At 54.0% G+C, this 16,322-nt stretch carries 17 protein-coding genes; 5 read left to right on the forward strand and 12 right to left on the reverse strand.

The window, feature by feature from the left end:
• Positions 1-130: 130 nt before the first annotated feature.
• On the reverse strand, positions 131-1,039 hold the full coding sequence (locus tag ACR1XY_RS18800) for a LysR family transcriptional regulator (protein ID WP_480595447.1): 909 nt from the start codon (positions 1,037-1,039) through the stop codon (positions 131-133).
• Positions 1,040-1,197: 158 nt separating this feature from the next.
• Here ACR1XY_RS18800 and ACR1XY_RS18805 point away from each other — a divergent pair, with 158 nt between their 5' ends.
• The 4 genes from ACR1XY_RS18805 (at position 1,198) to ACR1XY_RS18820 (ending at position 4,881) form a co-directional block, all read left to right on the forward strand.
• Entirely contained in the window at positions 1,198-1,977 is a 780-nt protein-coding gene (locus ACR1XY_RS18805) for a CmcJ/NvfI family oxidoreductase (protein ID WP_480595448.1), read from the forward strand.
• A gap of 139 nt (positions 1,978-2,116) precedes the next feature.
• Positions 2,117-2,905 (forward strand): SDR family NAD(P)-dependent oxidoreductase, encoded by a 789-nt coding sequence (locus ACR1XY_RS18810; protein WP_480595449.1) that lies wholly within the window; start codon positions 2,117-2,119, stop codon positions 2,903-2,905.
• A gap of 91 nt (positions 2,906-2,996) precedes the next feature.
• Positions 2,997-4,184, forward strand: a complete 1,188-nt coding sequence (locus ACR1XY_RS18815) for a sigma 54-interacting transcriptional regulator (RefSeq protein WP_480595450.1) — start codon at positions 2,997-2,999, stop codon at positions 4,182-4,184.
• Positions 4,177-4,881, forward strand: a complete 705-nt coding sequence (locus ACR1XY_RS18820) for an AAA-type ATPase lid domain-containing protein (protein ID WP_480595451.1) — start codon at positions 4,177-4,179, stop codon at positions 4,879-4,881. Before ACR1XY_RS18815 ends, ACR1XY_RS18820 begins: the two co-directional genes overlap by 8 nt.
• Positions 4,882-4,932: 51 nt before the next feature.
• Here ACR1XY_RS18820 and lpdA read toward each other — a convergent pair whose 3' ends face one another.
• From lpdA to ACR1XY_RS18875, 11 genes are all read right to left on the reverse strand, one after another.
• Positions 4,933-6,327, reverse strand: a complete 1,395-nt coding sequence (gene lpdA / locus ACR1XY_RS18825) for a dihydrolipoyl dehydrogenase (RefSeq protein ID WP_480595452.1) — start codon at positions 6,325-6,327, stop codon at positions 4,933-4,935.
• A gap of 23 nt (positions 6,328-6,350) precedes the next feature.
• A complete protein-coding gene (locus tag ACR1XY_RS18830) occupies positions 6,351-7,625 on the reverse strand; it encodes a HupE/UreJ family protein (RefSeq protein WP_480595454.1) in 1,275 nt (424 codons plus the stop codon).
• Between the two features lie 69 nt (positions 7,626-7,694).
• Positions 7,695-8,288: a VOC family protein gene (locus ACR1XY_RS18835; RefSeq protein WP_480595456.1), complete on the reverse strand. Its 594-nt coding sequence runs from the start codon at positions 8,286-8,288 to the stop codon at positions 7,695-7,697.
• Between the two features lie 123 nt (positions 8,289-8,411).
• On the reverse strand, positions 8,412-9,992 hold the full coding sequence (locus ACR1XY_RS18840; RefSeq protein ID WP_480595457.1) for a GMC family oxidoreductase: 1,581 nt from the start codon (positions 9,990-9,992) through the stop codon (positions 8,412-8,414).
• A 19-nt stretch (positions 9,993-10,011) separates the two neighbouring features.
• Positions 10,012-10,605 (reverse strand): Twin-arginine translocation pathway signal, encoded by a 594-nt coding sequence (locus ACR1XY_RS18845; protein WP_480595458.1) that lies wholly within the window; start codon positions 10,603-10,605, stop codon positions 10,012-10,014.
• 97 nt (positions 10,606-10,702) lie between these two features.
• Entirely contained in the window at positions 10,703-11,065 is a 363-nt protein-coding gene (locus ACR1XY_RS18850) for a putative quinol monooxygenase (RefSeq protein ID WP_480595459.1), read from the reverse strand.
• Between the two features lie 52 nt (positions 11,066-11,117).
• Entirely contained in the window at positions 11,118-11,828 is a 711-nt protein-coding gene (locus ACR1XY_RS18855; RefSeq protein ID WP_480595461.1) for a lipoyl protein ligase domain-containing protein, read from the reverse strand.
• The gene (locus ACR1XY_RS18860; RefSeq protein ID WP_480595462.1) at positions 11,825-12,505 is read right to left on the reverse strand and encodes a 2-oxo acid dehydrogenase subunit E2; all 681 of its coding nucleotides are present in this window, start codon (positions 12,503-12,505) and stop codon (positions 11,825-11,827) included. The genes ACR1XY_RS18855 and ACR1XY_RS18860 overlap by 4 nt, the downstream gene beginning before the upstream one ends.
• A complete protein-coding gene (locus ACR1XY_RS18865) occupies positions 12,502-12,735 on the reverse strand; it encodes a biotin/lipoyl-containing protein (protein ID WP_480595463.1) in 234 nt (77 codons plus the stop codon). Before ACR1XY_RS18865 ends, ACR1XY_RS18860 begins: the two co-directional genes overlap by 4 nt.
• Before the next feature lie 71 nt (positions 12,736-12,806).
• A complete protein-coding gene (locus ACR1XY_RS18870) occupies positions 12,807-13,826 on the reverse strand; it encodes an alpha-ketoacid dehydrogenase subunit beta (RefSeq protein WP_480595464.1) in 1,020 nt (339 codons plus the stop codon).
• A 16-nt stretch (positions 13,827-13,842) separates the two neighbouring features.
• Positions 13,843-14,829, reverse strand: coding sequence for a thiamine pyrophosphate-dependent dehydrogenase E1 component subunit alpha (locus ACR1XY_RS18875; protein WP_480595465.1), 987 nt, complete (start codon positions 14,827-14,829; stop codon positions 13,843-13,845).
• A gap of 324 nt (positions 14,830-15,153) precedes the next feature.
• Between ACR1XY_RS18875 and ACR1XY_RS18880 the strand changes: the two genes are divergently transcribed.
• Positions 15,154-16,140 carry a zinc-dependent alcohol dehydrogenase family protein gene (locus ACR1XY_RS18880; RefSeq protein ID WP_480595466.1) on the forward strand — a complete coding sequence of 329 codons (987 nt, stop codon included), beginning with the start codon at positions 15,154-15,156 and terminating at the stop codon, positions 16,138-16,140.
• Positions 16,141-16,322: the final 182 nt, after the last annotated feature.

Below are 16,322 nucleotides of genomic sequence, written 5' to 3' on the forward strand. Positions count from 1 at the left end.
TGGGGGCTTTCGGTTCGAAAGATGTAGAAGCAACAGTTTCTCAGAACTTCCTTCGGAATCGAGGTTGAAGACTTTCTGATGATCTTCGAAAGCATGACAATCAATAGGGACTTCTACATTAAGCCTAAACTCAGGACGTTTCCCAACTTGGCATCCTTCCAATCTGTTCCAACAGGAAATCCATGAAAACACGAACCTTAGCGGACAAGACGTTTGCTTTCGGATAGACAAGCCACAACACAGATGCGTCGGTCACCCGATAATCTGGCAAGACCTGAACAAGACTGCCTTCTGACAGTTCACGGTGGACGCTCCAGAGCGAATTCATAGAAATACCTGCTCCGGCAACCGTGGCGATTTTCTGGCTGTGGCCATCGTCAAAGGTTAGCTGACAGCGGGCCGCGCGGGGATCAAATTCTCCGGATGAACCGTCTGAACTGGTGAGAGGACGCGGCTCCTGATCTCTGAATGCGATCAAGTCATGGTCCATCAGATCGGATGGCACTGTCGGTGTCCCACGCTCGGCCAAATATCGAGGAGAGGCACAGAGTACGCGACTGTCGTCAGCGAGCTTGCGGCCTTTGAGGCTTGTATCTTCGAGCGCTGAGTTCCGAATGGCCAAATCATAGCTGCCCTCAATCAGGTTGAATTGGCTGTCGGACAGACGAAGGTCGAGATTAACCCCAGGGTATTGCAGGACGAATTCTGGCAGGATTGGCGCGATGTAGAGCTGGGCAAAAGTGCTGGGCGCGGTAAAGCGCAGTGTTCCTGTGGGCTGAGTTTGTCCCTGACCCAAGGCGGCGCGGCCAGCACTCTCCTGCGCCAGAATTTCCCGGGCGTAGGGCAGAAATTCAGCGCCTTCCAATGATAACGAAACTTTTCGGGTCGAACGGTGCAACAAGTCAGCACGCAATGTGTGTTCAAGCTTGGCAAGCCGGGCGCTTGCTACAGCCGGTGCAAAACCGAGTTCGCGCCCCGCTGCGCTAATGTTGAGTTTCTCAGCTGCAAGAACAAACAGGCGAAGGCTTTCTGTATCCATCACATTATATCCAAAATCCGAATTATCAATCTTTTGATGGCTTATTTTTATTCATTCTTCAATGCGTATCTTTAAAGCAAGCCAAAAGCGGAGCGAGATGCGAACGCAATTCGATTCCGAAATCGAGGTCCGAAATTGAAGCAAATAAGGAGGAAACTATGCCGGGTACTGCAACCGTCAATTACCACGTCCACAGTACGTCGAGGCAGGCGTTTCATATCGATGCCGGAGGTGTCGCGGGAAATCTGATCTCACCAGAACTTGTTGCGACGGAAATTTCACTCCGAGACCTTCGGGGGTCCGAGGATGCTATTTCTTTCGAAACAGACGGCGTCTTGTTTGTCACATCACCCAGCGATGTAACTTCGTTTGAAGATGGAAACGATTGGCAACAGCTTTATGATCGCGAATTAACCGATGTGCTTACCCAGCATTTGGGTGCCAAAGAGGTCTTTGTTTTCGACCACACATTAAGAGTCGATGACCCTGACTCTGATCGCAAACCTGCCCGGAATGTTCATAGCGACTACAGCACTGAAGGGGCGGAAAAGCGACTGGTAGACATTCTCGGGTCAGACAAAGCTGCAGAATGGGTCACGGGGCATTTTGCCTTCATCAATATCTGGCGCCCTGTCGAAAACCCGATCAATAGCGCACCGCTTGGTTTTGTTCGCCCATCCAGCGTCACAAATGAAGATTGGATTCTGATTGACTTGATTTACCCTGACCGGCGTGGCCACATCATGGGACTGGCGGCGAGTGACGCACATGAATGGGTTTATCAATCACGCATGACCCCGGATGAGATTGTCCTGTTCAATATCTACGACAACCAAGGATTGCCTTCAGTGGGTCACAGTGCAGTCGATTTGGTTGAGGATCCAAGTGTCCATTCTATTCGAAAGAGCCTTGAGAGCAGAACAGTTGTTCGCTTCTGAAAAGTTAGCGAAAAGCCAGGCAAACACCTAATGCGAGCTTAAAACACGCTCGGCCATTAAAGGTCAGATGAATACTAACTTCAAAGGGCAGTCCGTCCTCAACCATCCGAAGCCTGACTTGTGAGCAAAGGAATGAACCATGTCCAAGACAATTCTCATCACCGGATCAACCGACGGCCTCGGTCTCTTGACTGCCAAAACCCTCTCGGCACTGGGACATAGAATTCTGCTACATGGCCGAAACCGAGCTAAGCTTGAGGTGGCGGCCACGGAAGTCGGTGGACAGACTGAAAGCTTTGTCGCAGACTTTTCAAAGCTAAGTGATGTCGAAGCGCTATCGGCAGAGATTCTTGACCGACACGACCGCATAGATGTCCTGATCAACAATGCTGGTGTCTACAAGACAGCCAATACGCGAACGCCGGATGGCTTCGACGTTCGCTTTGTGGTCAATACGTTCGCGCCATGGGTGTTGACGCAACGACTGCTGCCGATCATCCCGCAGGATGGCCACATAGTTAACCTGTCGTCTGCGGCACAAGCTCCGGTCGATGCAAAGGCGATGGCTGGTTATGGTTCGCTGGACGACTTTGGGGCCTATGCCCAAAGCAAACTGGCGATCACCATCTGGTCTCAGGAACTGGCAAGAGCGCTACCAAATGGTCCGTCTGTCATCGCGGTGAATCCCGGCTCGCTGCTTGCTTCCAAGATGGTGAAAGAGGGATTTGGCGTCGCAGGAAATGATATGAGGATAGGCGCGGACATCCTGTGCCGTGCCGCACTGGATTCTGAGTTTGCCGATGCTTCCGGCAAATACTTCGACAACGATTCAGGTCAGTTGGCGCGACCGCATGCATCGGCATTGAATGAAGATCATAGAAAATCTGTGATGAAAACTATCCGCGAGGTTGCCGCCGCCATGCATTAAGCTCTCGCGCGGGTGGGAAACTGCGAGAGCATTGACCTTTATTTGCTGAATTGGCGCTCAATGCTGTAAGCTGGTGGCACGGGGAGGACGTATGGTGAAAACCGATAATTCCTTGCACTTTGGGAATGCCATCAGTGAGTCTTGGGAGCGCTGTGAGCTTAAGTACAAGCTTGTTCGGGATGCAGCTCGTCCTATCCTTCGCCTGCAATCATCTGAAGTGGCTCCGCGGTTAGAGGAATTGGTAGAACGTTCCGGCGGTCGCCAAGGGATAATCAGCCAACTCGCTCAAATAGCTGCCAATGCTGGTCATTGCCTTGTTGTCACGGATATCGACGGAGTTTCGGTTCGTCTGGAAGGCGCCGACCAGGGCCGGTCCGTTTTTGAAGAAAACGGCATCGCCGTCGGCTCCTGTTGGGATGAGCGCATTGCAGGAACTAATGGTGTTAGCATGGCGTTATCTGAGAGAGATGCCTTCACTGTTAACGGAGGAAACCACTACTTTTCTTCATTGCGTCCATTCGCTTGCACAGCTGCCCCTCTATTTGACGCAGAAAACCACACACTAGGTGCAATCAGCTTGGCTATGCTGGATCGCAATAACTCGTCAGATTACCTCTTCGCGTCTCAGCTTTTGGGCACCGCAGCAGACAGAATCCAGCGCATACTATTCGAAAAGCAGTTTGCAGATGATTTGATCATTTCTGTTTCCTCAGCTGATGGGCGTGACTTGCTGAAGCGGGATGAACTTGTTGCCTTGAACGAAGCTGGCATCATCTTGGGCACCACTGCAGGAGCGCATCGCCTCGTAGGTGACAAGACGCCCGCGACATTGAAAGGGAAGGCTTTTGAGTTGGTGTTCGGTACTGATTCAAAGGCTATGGAAACCGTCCCCGAAAGAGTATTGAGTGTTCGGTCCAAGCACGGGCCAGTTCTAAATTTCTCGGCGCGGACCAAGAGAGATAAGCGCATTTCTCCAGTTTCATGGAGAAACCCTAAGGCTATAGCTTCGCAAGGACCGAAACGCATCCGAATGGCCACTTCGTTGCGCCAGCTTTCAATTGGAAGCAATCGAATGGCGGCGCTTTGCACGAGGGCGTTGGCATATTACAGAAAGGGATTGCCGTTCCTGATCGAAGGAGAATCCGGAACCGGAAAAACTGCCCTCATTGCTTCGATCCTTGAAGCCGACAAGTCCAATTCGACCCGGGTAACGACAGTGGATTGCGCATCGCTGGGAGAAACTGAGCAGGACAAGCTTTTTTTTCCAGACGTTGCTTGAACAAACGCGTATTGCGGGTTCAATTGGAGCTGCAGACCAAGAACATATCGTACTTGTCTTTGAGAACGTCGACGAGCTGCCAGAATTTGCGCAGGCTCGCCTCAGGGTGCTGATGGGTGAATTTGAAGCTGATGGGTTCCTGCTTGAAGAGCAGATTTCAGAGCTGACTCCCAGAATTATCGCGACATGCCGTCAGCCGCTTCGCGCTGCCGTCCAGGATGGGTTATTCCGTGATGATCTCTATTTCCTGCTGGCAAATACGATTGTTCAACTTCCTCCTCTTCGACAGCGTGAACGGGTTGATGCCTTGGCTGGCGAGATTGCTCGACAGTTGGCAGGAGAGGCAGTTCAAATAACAGAAGAAGCAAAAAGTGCGATTTCCCGTTCTGATTGGCCGGGCAATGTCCGAGAGCTAAGAAACGCCCTGCAGCAAGCGCTTATGGAAGGGGACGGTCGGCGTATCTCACGACTGGACTTGCCGGAACGCACTATACCAGTGTCCGAAACACGCAGGGTCATAGAGACAAGACAGAGTTATTGCGACCAGTCAAATTCGACCTATGATGAGCAGACACTCATTCAGGATGCGCTGATTGGTGCTCGATGGAACGTCTCAAGAGCAGCGCGTAAAATAGGCATGGGTCGCGCAACCATTCATCGAAAGATGAAACAATATGGCATCGCGCGACCTCGTTAGCATGAGCATGGTCGGCAACAAATAATGTTGCCGACAAGCGGTCGAGCGAAACTATTTGTGGATGACTTTACCGAAAGCGTCGAGCGCGCTTTCATGCATCATTTCGCTAAGTGTTGGGTGCGGAAATACAGTTTCCATCAAATCTGACCCCGTTGCATTGAGCTTTTGCCCGACAACGTACCCTTGGATAAGTTCTGTCACTTCGGCCCCGACCATATGCGCGCCAAGAAGTCGCTCGGTCTTGGCATCAAATACGGTTTTAACCATCCCCTGCGCGTCGCCCAAGGCAATAGCTTTGCCATTGCCCTGATAAGGAAACCGCCCGACTTTTATGTCAAAACCGGCTTCGATTGCTTGCGCTTCGGTCATACCAACACTCGCGATCTGAGGGTGGCAATACGTACAACCTGCAATACTCTCCGGTTTTACAGGGTGACCTTCAAGTCCAGCGATGAGTTCCGCGACCATAACACCCTCGTGACTTGCCTTGTGAGCAAGCCAGGGCGCCCCTGCGACATCTCCAATAGCGTAGAGCCCGGGTATTTTGGTGCGGCAAAACTCGTCTGTGACGATGTGATTTCGATCGATCTCAACACCCAACTCTTCGAGACCAAGGTTCTCAACGTTACCAGTGATGCCAACAGCAGAAATCACGGCGTCAAACTCCTGAACCGTGACCTCGCCGTCCTTTTCGATACGAGCGACAACTCGGTCGCTGAGACGTTCAAGCTGCGTAACTTTCGAACCCTCGAAGAATTTCATGCCCTGTTTGCTGAAGCTCTTCCTGGCATAGGTCGAAATCTCGGCGTCTTCGGCAGGCAAAATACGCTCCATTACTTCCACTACGGTCGTTTCTGCTCCGATCGCGTTGTAAAAACTGGCAAATTCGATACCGATCGCACCAGAACCGATGACCAGCAGCTTGTTCGGTTCACGCGGCGGCTGCAGAGCATGTTTGTAAGACCACACACGGTCCCCATCAGCTTCAAGCCCAGGAAGATCCCTTGCGCGTGCGCCCGTTGCCAGAACGATATTGTCCGATTGCAGTTTCTGCTCTCCATCGCTGGATTTCACAATAACTTCGCCATTCCCGGCCAGGCGCGCTTCACCCATAATAAACGGAACCTTGTTCTTCTTGAACAAATAGCCAACGCCACTTGAAAGTTGTTTGGCAACTCTCCGCGACCGCGCGACAATTGCTTCGAGATCGTGTTGTGGGTCTTCAATCTTCAAACCGAAGTCTTTTGCATTCTGCGCCAGCTGAAACACTTCGCTTGAGCGGAGAAGTGCCTTTGTGGGAATGCATCCCCAGTTCAGACAAATACCACCAAGGTGTTCACGCTCAATACAAACGACATCCAACCCCAGTTGGGCTGCACGGATTGCAGCAACATAACCACCTGGTCCTGCTCCGATTACGACCATATCGAATTTGGTATCAGTCATTTTGGATCTCCGTGATGAACGGCCTAAACCAGGCCAAAAGCATCTGCTGTTTCGGTAAAGCGAGTGAACGTAGCCGACGCGGCAAACACCGCGATGAGCAGAGCAACACCTCTGCGCCACGTGTCGTGCACCATTGGGAACAGGCGATCTGCCAGCAGGATGACCGGTAGGATCATGGCATAGATCGCGAATTGACAGGCCTCCAACCCAAAGGCGAATGCTAACAGGTCGAGGAAATCAAACTGACCCGCGAACATCGCCTGAGAGGCAGAGGCGGCAAACCCGTAGCCATGGACCAGTCCAATGACGAACAGCGCCAACCAACCCAGCGGATGCCGGATCTGAAAGCAAATAAATGCGCCAGCGACAACAATCGAGAGCGCAATGCTAAACTCCACCAGTGGTATGAACCAGACTGTTGCGGGCGCGATTCCATAGAGGCCAGCCGCAAGAGTGATCATATGTCCAATGGTGAAGGCTGAAGCCAGCCCAAGTGCTTGACGCCAGCTTTGTGCAGCGATGGCGATCAGGATGATAATGGCCAGATGATCAAGCCCAAAGTAAATGTGTTCTGCGCCGATCAAGGCTGCATCACGCATAACGATCCACTTGTTTGATATCGCTGGGAATGAGGTGTCCAGAACACCGATCATTGCTTGGGTTTCAGTCCCATCATCGCGGTGCAATTTTACGACGGTGCCAAACTTGTCGATAACCTGAAAGTTTGCCCCAAGCTCTGAAACAAGACGCAGGTCCTGGTTGAGAGATCCTGCTGGTACAGAAATCGCGACGTCCAAGGTGAGATCAAGATACGGGAGAGTAGTCTGATCCATTTCAACCGCCTCTTCAAAGGCTGCTTTTGCAGATTTGAGAGTTCCAAATGACGGCCGCGCGGTATCTGTCCAGAACCGGAATTGTTCAATCTGAACCGCTGATTCACGGCCATCAGTCCAGATGGACAACGACCGGCTGAGTATTTCTTCGAGCTCTGACTTGCCGCGCTCAACCGCATCTGTGTCCAGATAGATATCAGCGCCTTTTCTGACACCAAACGGAGGCAATCGTGTGTCGTTCTGTCCTTGCCAGTCGTTCGGAAGCAGAGCCAACGGAGCGGGCATCCGAATGAGCACGATTACCTGGTCCCTGCCGTCCCCAGCAATATGGATAATTCGCGGATCGGAATAGCTGAAATGCGCATTCGCGCCCTGCGGCAGGCCAAACAGCGTCAGCAAAGCGACCACGGAGCTGAGTGTCCAGGCTGCGAGATAGCTTCGCGCTGTGCGTACGGGGTTGTCCATGGCTGATCGCCTTCAAAATGGGGCTCCGATACGTAAAGCAACGGAACCCTTGGATTGTCGGTCAGAAAGTCAATCGCGCGGATCCCAGAAGCGCTGAGCTGTCTGGTCCTTGTGGAAGGCTATATCGTCGGGGAAACTGACGAGTTCCATTTGCGCACCCCAAGGCGACATGAAGTACACCCATTGTTCGCCTTCCAACGGTATGCCGGGCAGGTCGTGGGGTTCCGCAAGTACACGCACACCGTTGTCACGCAAGTGCTGTACAGCAGCCTGCATGTCGTCGACATAAAACGCCAGGTGATAACCGCCGATGTCGCTGTTCTTTGGCGGGTTGGGATTCTGATCCGGCGAGGTGTATTGGAACACTTCGTAGGCTGGGCCATTGCCGCAGCGTACCATTGTGATGACGTCGATGACCGCGCGCGGATTGACGTTCAGGTTTTCTGTCATCCAGTCATCTTCGAACGGACCAAACGGACCGAAGGAAAAAAAGGACTCACATCCGAGGACGTCGACGAGGAATTCAACGGCATCGTCCACGTCCGGAACGGTGATCCCGATGTGTTGAGTTCCGCGCATGCCTGGAAGTTCGGCAAGCGCGACTGGCGGCAGACCAAGTGCCAGTGTTGAGGCGCAGGCGATTTTACTGAGTTTCTTGAACATATTCTCCTCCTATGGATTGATGCTGTTTCAGGGCGAGCAAACCCCGCTATTGCGCAAGACCGACTGCCCCCAATGCAGCCAGGCCCAAAGGCCTGACCGCACCGGGGAGAGGCGCGTGTGGCGTCAGATATTTTGAGCGTTCATCTCTTGCGCGATGTACTCTGCCTGGCGGATGACCAATGCCACGATGGTCAATGTGGGGTTGGCCGCGCCGGATGAGGTGAACACACTGCCGTCAGATATGAACAGGTTCGGAACATCGTGGGTCTGACCCCATTTGTTCACGACACCCTTGTCTGGGTCCTCATGCATCCGTGCTGTGCCCATGTTGTGGCTTGCCGGGTATTTGGCCAAATGGTGTGTCACCTTCGCGCCGACGGCATCATGGATTTTATCCATCACTTCATAAGCATGCTTCAGCATACGTTCGTCGTTGTTATGCGGCGTGCGGTTTACGATAGGCACCGGAAGACCATGCTGATCTTTTTCAGTGTCATGCAGCGTGATACGGTTCTGCTCTTGCGCCAGATCTTCACCCACAATGTACACACCGGACAGATAGTCATATTTTTCCAGTGCTTCAGCCAGATCCTTGCCCCAGGCACCGTTCCCGCGTTTCAGAAAGAGCGACATAACCGGAAGACCAAGAGTCAGTTTCTCGAGGTGGTACCCTCCAATGAAACCACGATCGGGATTGTTGGGGACTTCGTCGGCAACGATACCGGCCACCTGGGTCCCACGGTGGATATGCACACGTTCCGGCATTTCGCTGTAGACGCCACCATTGACGTGAACCATGTAGTTCTTGCCGACCTGGCCGGAAGAGTTTGCCAACCCGTCCGGGAACATCGACGATGCCGAGTTCAAAAGCAGACGCGGGGTCTCAATCGAGTTGCCGGCGACCGCCACGATACGGGCCTTTTGAACATGATGGTTGCCGTCTTTATCGGCATAAACCACTCCTGTGGCTTTGCCGGTGTCGTCGTGCTCGATCTTCAACACCATACAATTGGTGCGAACTTCGCATTTGCCCGTTTCCTCGGCTGCCGGAATTTCCGTGATGTCCGTCGACCATTTCGCACCGATCTTGCAGCCCTGCATGCAGAACCCGATTTGTTGACAGGCTGGCCGGCCATCATAGTCTTCTGAGTTGATCGCCATCGGCCCGGACTGGATTTTCGTATAGCCAACACGGCGTGCGCCTTCGGCAAGAACACGGAAGTCGTTGTTCCAAGGCAGATGCGGCATGCCGGTCGCCTTGCCTGTCACGCCCATCTTGATTTCGGCGCGGTCGTAGTACGGCTCCAGCTCTTCCAATGTGATCGGCCAGTCTTCTACATTAGCATTCTGAATATCGCCGTTCACGGTGCGCATTTTGAACTCGTGCTCATAAAAGCGCAGCGAAACACCCGCCCAATGAACCGTCGAGCCGCCAAGCCCCTTGACCAACCAGTTCGGCAATGTCGGGTGGTTTTGAGCCCCGTGCCAGCCGCCGCCCGAATATCGTTTGTCGAAATCGGTCAGCTTGAGGAACATGCCCCATTCATCGTTTTCGATGTCGTCAAATCCGAAAACGCCGCCGGCCTCCAGAACAACCGAAGAGATACCTTTTTGCGCAAGTTCATTGGCCAACGTTCCACCGCCAGCACCCGAACCAATGATGACGACAACGCTGTCGTCGTCCAAGTCAAATTGGGTAGCCATTATGCTTCCTCCTGCTTTCTTACCTGCCGACAGCCTTCAAACGCTCTTCGAGCGTCGGGCCGGGAGGAATCCAGGTCGCATCGCTGAAACCACGGTCGATATAGCCGCCTTGTTCCCAGGAAGAGCCCTCATAGCCGAATTGCGGCCATGCTTCAGGATTGATGTAGATGCCGCTCCAGGTGGCCCATCGGAGTTTCTGAAAAAAATCGCTGTCCTGGATGATACGCAGAAGCGCTTCACGTTTTACGTAGGCATCCACATCAGCATAGGCAGTGCCATGGAGATCAGCAGATCGCGCATTGAGATCCTGCAACCCGTCAGACAGAAGTTCCGCGGTTTCTTCCGAAGAATCCGCCTCGGTCAGAACACCCGTCAAAACATCCTGATAGACGCTCAGCGGAAGAAAATCCGGGTGAGGGAAGATATCTTGAACGATCTGCAGCAATGTGATGGCCTGATCTTCGTTCAGCGTTGCGGCAAAGGCGTTCCCCGCGGCCCCCACAATCGCCGTTGCACTTGCCCCGGCCAAGATTGATTTGACCAGAAAGCTTCGGCGACTAAGCCGATCTTTTTGCGCCTTTGGTGTTTCAGGATTCTTGGTTTCGAAATCCATATTCTCCTCCATATTGGATTTTGAGCCCGCCCTTTCGGGCCTGCTAAGAGGCCTGACGATGTTTGGATGAGGTTCCATCGAGTTGATCCTGCGCGGATCAGAAGCGGTGAAACCCGCCTTTCTGAGAAACGTAGAGAGGCGTGATGCCCTCCAGGATACCGCGAATGTATGGCGTCGCATTATTCGACACGATGGCTTCGCACCCGTCGATCAACTCGAAGAACCGGCCTGCATAATTCTCGGCAAACCCTTTCACATGCAGATCGCCATTCGCGGCATCCGCATATCTTTCGATGATATGCCAGGTGTTACCGTCGTCAGTTCGATACCATTCGTAAACCAGCGTACCCGGCTCGTTTTGGGTTCTCGCAACGAGCTCGGCCATGAGGTCTTCGAAACTGCTGGCGTTCTTTGAGGGCACACCAACTTTCAGGTGAACGTGGATCGTTTCATTGGACATTGTTTCCTCCCTTTTTTGCAAACCGCCTTCCGCTGGCGGCTCATGTTTTTGCTCATGCCGCAACAAAGGCATGCGCTTTGCTGTGAATGGACCGAAGCGCTGACACCGAAGCTGCGTGCAGGTCCTGAACGATGGTATTGGGGGGGCGAACGGGCTTGTCGGTAGCAAGCTCGAGACTTGTGTGAGCCGCAGAAGAGACAGCGCCAAACCCCAGGTCGGCATTAAAGGCGCCCACTGCCCGAGCGCCGGGTTCAACTGAGCCCGTGGCCAGGATCAAAGCATGCGCCAAAACTCGTATGCTGGTTTCACCAAGCGGCTTCCAGCGCTGCGCTGTACCCACGACCTTCTTGCCGCCAAGGGAAAGATTCCAATCGCCGTCGCAGAAGCTTGCAGGCGTGGGACCTGTGGCCAGCCTTACCCCCGTGGAACCTAGCCCGTCTCGAATGATGCCGGTAATCAACCTATAGCCATCATTGATCGCAAAACCGCGCGGTGCGGTGAAAGCGATTGCCAAATTGACGATCCCCGACCCTTGCGGAACAGCGCCCCCTCCGGTTGGACGAGTGAAGACGGGCCAACCACGTGTCAGCGAATGCGATAAGGCATTGTTGAAACCGGGGCTGTTGCGATACGAGGCCGGACAGACCAGCGCATCATTCTGGCAGGTCCATAGACCCACGGCAGACTCCCGAGCGGCAAAAAGCTCGGCTTCAAAAGCCAACCCCTCGGCCGGGCTTGAAAACTGCCGTAGAAGGCTGGTCATTTGCCCATTCCTTCGATTTCTTCGCAGATCGAAGTCAGAAGGTCGCCCGCCGGGGCCCCGTCGAGGGCGCGATGATCGAAAGTTAACGACAGACCCACATGCGGACGCAATTCGATACCGCCATCTTCACTTCGAACCGCCCTGTCAGTAAGGCGCCCGATACCCAGAATGCAGATTTGCGGGGCATTGATGATGGGTGTGAAGTGCTCGACCCTGGTCAATCCAAGATTGCTGACAGTGAACGTGCCGCCAGTCATTTCTGTAACGCTGAGCTTGTTGGTCTTCGCCCGAGCGGCAAGGTCTTGTCGTGCCGCCCTCAGTTCAGAAACATCCATCTTACCCGCACCAAAGATCGCTGGTGCAACCAACAAATTTCCCGGCAAGGCAATCGCAACCGACAGATCAATCGCGCTGGAAAGCTTGACGTCTTTTCCCTCTACTCTGCCATTGGCGTCCGGGTTCTTTTTCAAAGCGCGGATAACCGCTGACATCAGAAGATCCTCGACCGAAGCCTTCGTTCCTGCCTCGGCCAATCGGGTCTTTTCCGCCAAAAGAGCGGTCGCGTCGGCGCTGCCCTGATGCGTCAGCTGGGCGGCTGTCTGCAGGCTTTTCACCATCGCATCAGCGATCATCCCGCGCACACCCTTGAGCGGGACAGTTTTCACTTCGCCGCTCATTCTATCGATCCGATCACGGCGCCTTTGGCGACGACAGCATCGGCCTCTTCTTTGATGCTTACGGTCCCGGATGCCGGGGCAAGGATTTCATACTGAACCTTGGCCGTCATAATTTCGGCAATCAGGGCACCTTCTTCGACGGTCGATCCATTATCGACCAGCCAACTTGTGATGACAGTTTCCTCGTCCTCTTCCCATAGATCCGAAGGGATAGTGATATCAGTTGCCATTTAGGCACTCCTTCCTTGTTCGGGGCCGCAATGTGCTGCCCCGTGCTTGATGGTTTTCACTGGTGTGTGGATCAGGCGGCTTTCATGTCGTTCCAGGCTGCGACGATCTTGTCCGGGTTCGGCAAACAGTGTTGCTCCATGACACGAGAGAACGGGATCGGCACATCCGGGAAAGCGATCCGCCTGGGTGCGGCTTTCAGCACCGAGATGTCATGCTCTGTAACTGTCGCGATGATTTCACCGGAGACGCCGTAGCTCATGTAGTCTTCGTCAACGACGATCAGCCGGCCGGTTTTGGACACCGAGGCGCGGATCGTTTCGCGGTCCAGCGGCACAAGGCTGACGAGATCCACAACTTCGGCGCTGACGCCCTGCCCTTCCAGCTTGGCAGCGGCCTTCAACGCGTTGTGAACGCCCATGCCAAGGCTGACAATAGTGACATCTGATCCTTCGCGGACCACTTTGGCCTTTCCGATTTCCACGGTGTAGCTTTCTTCGGGAACATGAACGGTTGCACCGGCTTCAGTGCCCAACCAGCCCATGCCTTGAAGGCTCTTGTGGTACATGTAGACCACGGGGCTGTCATCGCGCATTGCTGCCGTCATCAGCCCTTTGGCGTCATAGGCGTTGGAAGGGGCCACGACTTTCATGCCAGGTAAGTGGGCAAAGGTGCCGTAGACACATTGCGAGTGCTGACCTGCGTCCGAGTAACCGCCGCCGGTCGAAGTCATCAGCACCATCGGCACTTTGAAATTACCGCCCGAGAAGTAGATGTTCTTGGCCATTAGATTGTAGATCGCGTCGAAGCAGACGCCGAAGAAGTCCACGAACATCAATTCTACGACTGGTCGCATCCCGTCTTGTGCGGCACCAACTGCTGCGCCAATAAAGGCCGTTTCTGAGATCGGAGTATCACGAACCCGTTCGGCGCCAAACTCGTCCAGGAGGCCTCGGGTGTTTCCGTAAACTCCACCCAGCGCACCGATGTCTTCACCCATCACGAAGACCGAGGGATCAATCTGCATTTCCTGCTGCATCGCCTCGGCCATAGCTCGGGCGATGGTCAGCTTTCTTTCGTTCGATTTGTTCATTTTTCCTCCCTCCAGCTCAGGCAAAGACCGCTATCAGCGCATCTTCAGGTGCTGGTTCTTCGCTTTCCCGGGCGAATTTGATTGCAGCCTCTACGCGTGCCGCGCTTTCGGCTTCGATTGCGTCGAGCTCAGCTTCGGTGGCTGTTCCATCGGCAAGCATTTTGGCCCGCATCTTCGGAATAGGATCCTTTTCGAAAAGCGCGTCCTTTTCGCCCTCTGGCCGATACCCTTCGGCATCACCCATGAAGTGTCCCGCCAGACGATATGTCTCAATTTCCAGAAGGGTCGGGCCTTCGCCAGCCCGTGCACGCGTTATGGCCTCTCCGGCTGCCTCATAGATCGCGTAAGGATCATTCCCCTCGATGCGTTTTCCGGGGATGCCGTAAGCCGCAGCGCGGTCCGCATTGTTTGTAACCGCTGTTGAGGCTTCTTTGGAAACCGAGATGCCCCAGGCATTGTCCTCGATCACGCAGACAAAGGGCAGGTTCCAAACGGCGGCCAAGTTCATGGCTTCATGCCAGCCACCCTGGTTAACTGCACCCTCTCCAACAAACGCGACCGCAACTCCCGGTTTGTTTTGCATCTTTCGGGAAAGAGCCGCGCCTACAGCTGGCCCCATGCCTTGGGCGATGATCCCCGAGCAGGCAAAGTTCACGTCGGCATCAAAGATGTGCATGTGGCCGCCGCGTCCGCCGGACAGGCCTGTCTTTTTGCCAAAAATTTCCGCTGCCATTTTGTCGAGGTCGACACCCTTGGCGATCGCTTGATGGTGGGGGCGATGCGTCGCTGTCACGACGTCATCAGGATTGAGATGCGCACATACTCCGACGGCGACCGGTTCCTGACCGTCACTTAGATGCATTTCTCCAGGAATCGGCCCATTAGCCATATTAAATACGGGCGTTTTGCCTTCGAAATAGATGCCTGCAATGGTTTCTTCGAACCGGCGGCTCGTGACCATATTGCGATACATCCAATGCTGTTCTTCGCGAGTTGGTGTCATGCGCTCCTCCCAAGCATGCGATCGTGATGTCGCTCATGTTTCGTTGGGAAGGCTGGCGAGAAGCGCTGAATGCGGCAAGGACCTCGTTAGCTCTAAGCCCTGCCAATTGCCTAACTGTCTCACCGCGAGACAATTTGAGACAGTTTGAGACAATGGCCCTCAAGCTATCGCGACCACAGCATGTGGTTGCTTACCAAAACCGATATTGGAGATTCTTCCAGATTATTCTCAGAATCGGAAAACTGAACTCCGATTTGGGCCAATTTATCCCAATGGGTGTTCAATCTACGTATGAGCCGTCAAACACCCATCCGGAGATGCCCAATGAAAGCAATGACCCTTGTTGAATACGGCGACAACGCAAAGTTCGAACTCGCCGAGATTGAGACGCCTACTGCCAAACCCGGCCATGTTGTCGTGCGCGTCGCAGCCACCAGCGTGAACACTGTAGATACTATGATCCGCGCGATGGGCACGGATCTTCCGCTTTCGCCCGAACTGCCCGCTGTTCTGGGTATGGACTTTGCCGGAACTGTAGAGGCTGTTGGGGACGACGTGATTGGCTTCGAGGTTGGCGACGAGGTTTACGGATGTGCTGGCGGTCTGCTGGAACTGCAGGGTGCCCTGGCGGAATACATGGTCGCTGATGCGCGCCTTATTGCACACAAACCCAAGTCAGTTTCGATGCGAGAAGCTGCTGCGATCCCGCTGGTCGGCATTACTGCCTATGAGGGCCTGACACGCGCGGGCACTCAGGCCGGTCAGAAGGTTCTGGTGCAAGGTGGCGCCGGTGGGGTCGGTCATTTGGCCGTGCAACTTGCCAGGCATTTCGGTGCAGACGTTTTTGCAACGGGGACCGGAGAGTCGCAACTCAAAGTGATTGAAAGCTATGGCGCGACGGCTATCGATTTCATGAAAGAGAAGATCGCGGACTATGTCGAGGAACACACTGCCGGTTCGGGATTCGAGACCATCTTTGACTCGGTTGGCGGCCCAAACATGACCAACTCCTTCGAGGCCGCAGCGCTGAACGGCAACATCGCCTCAACCGTTGCTATGGTTGAACTGGACCTTACTCCAGCACATTTCAAAGGTCTGTCACTGCACATCATCTTCATGCTGATCCCGATGATCCACGATCACAAGCGCGAAGAGCATGGCGCGATCCTGGCCAAGTTGGCCGAAATTGTAGACGCAGGCGCATTGAGGCCGCTGCTTGATGACCAGCGTTTCGGGTTTGAACAGGTTGGTGATGCCTATGATCGCCTGACCAGTGGACAAGCCATCGGCAAGGTCGTTGTCGAACTCTAAAACACTGCACCAAAACCACCCTGTCGGGCCGCGCGCATTCGATATGCGTCGCTGCTCGATTTTCTTTCTCTGAACCCTGCTTGAGAACCCAAGGAACGAATTTGCGATGCATGCGGCGAGCCGAAAAAATGCTAACGCTCGGTTCAAGGTTCTGGATCCTGCACCGCGGACATATGCTTCTG

Source organism: Ruegeria sp. AD11(2025), assembly GCF_056542405.1.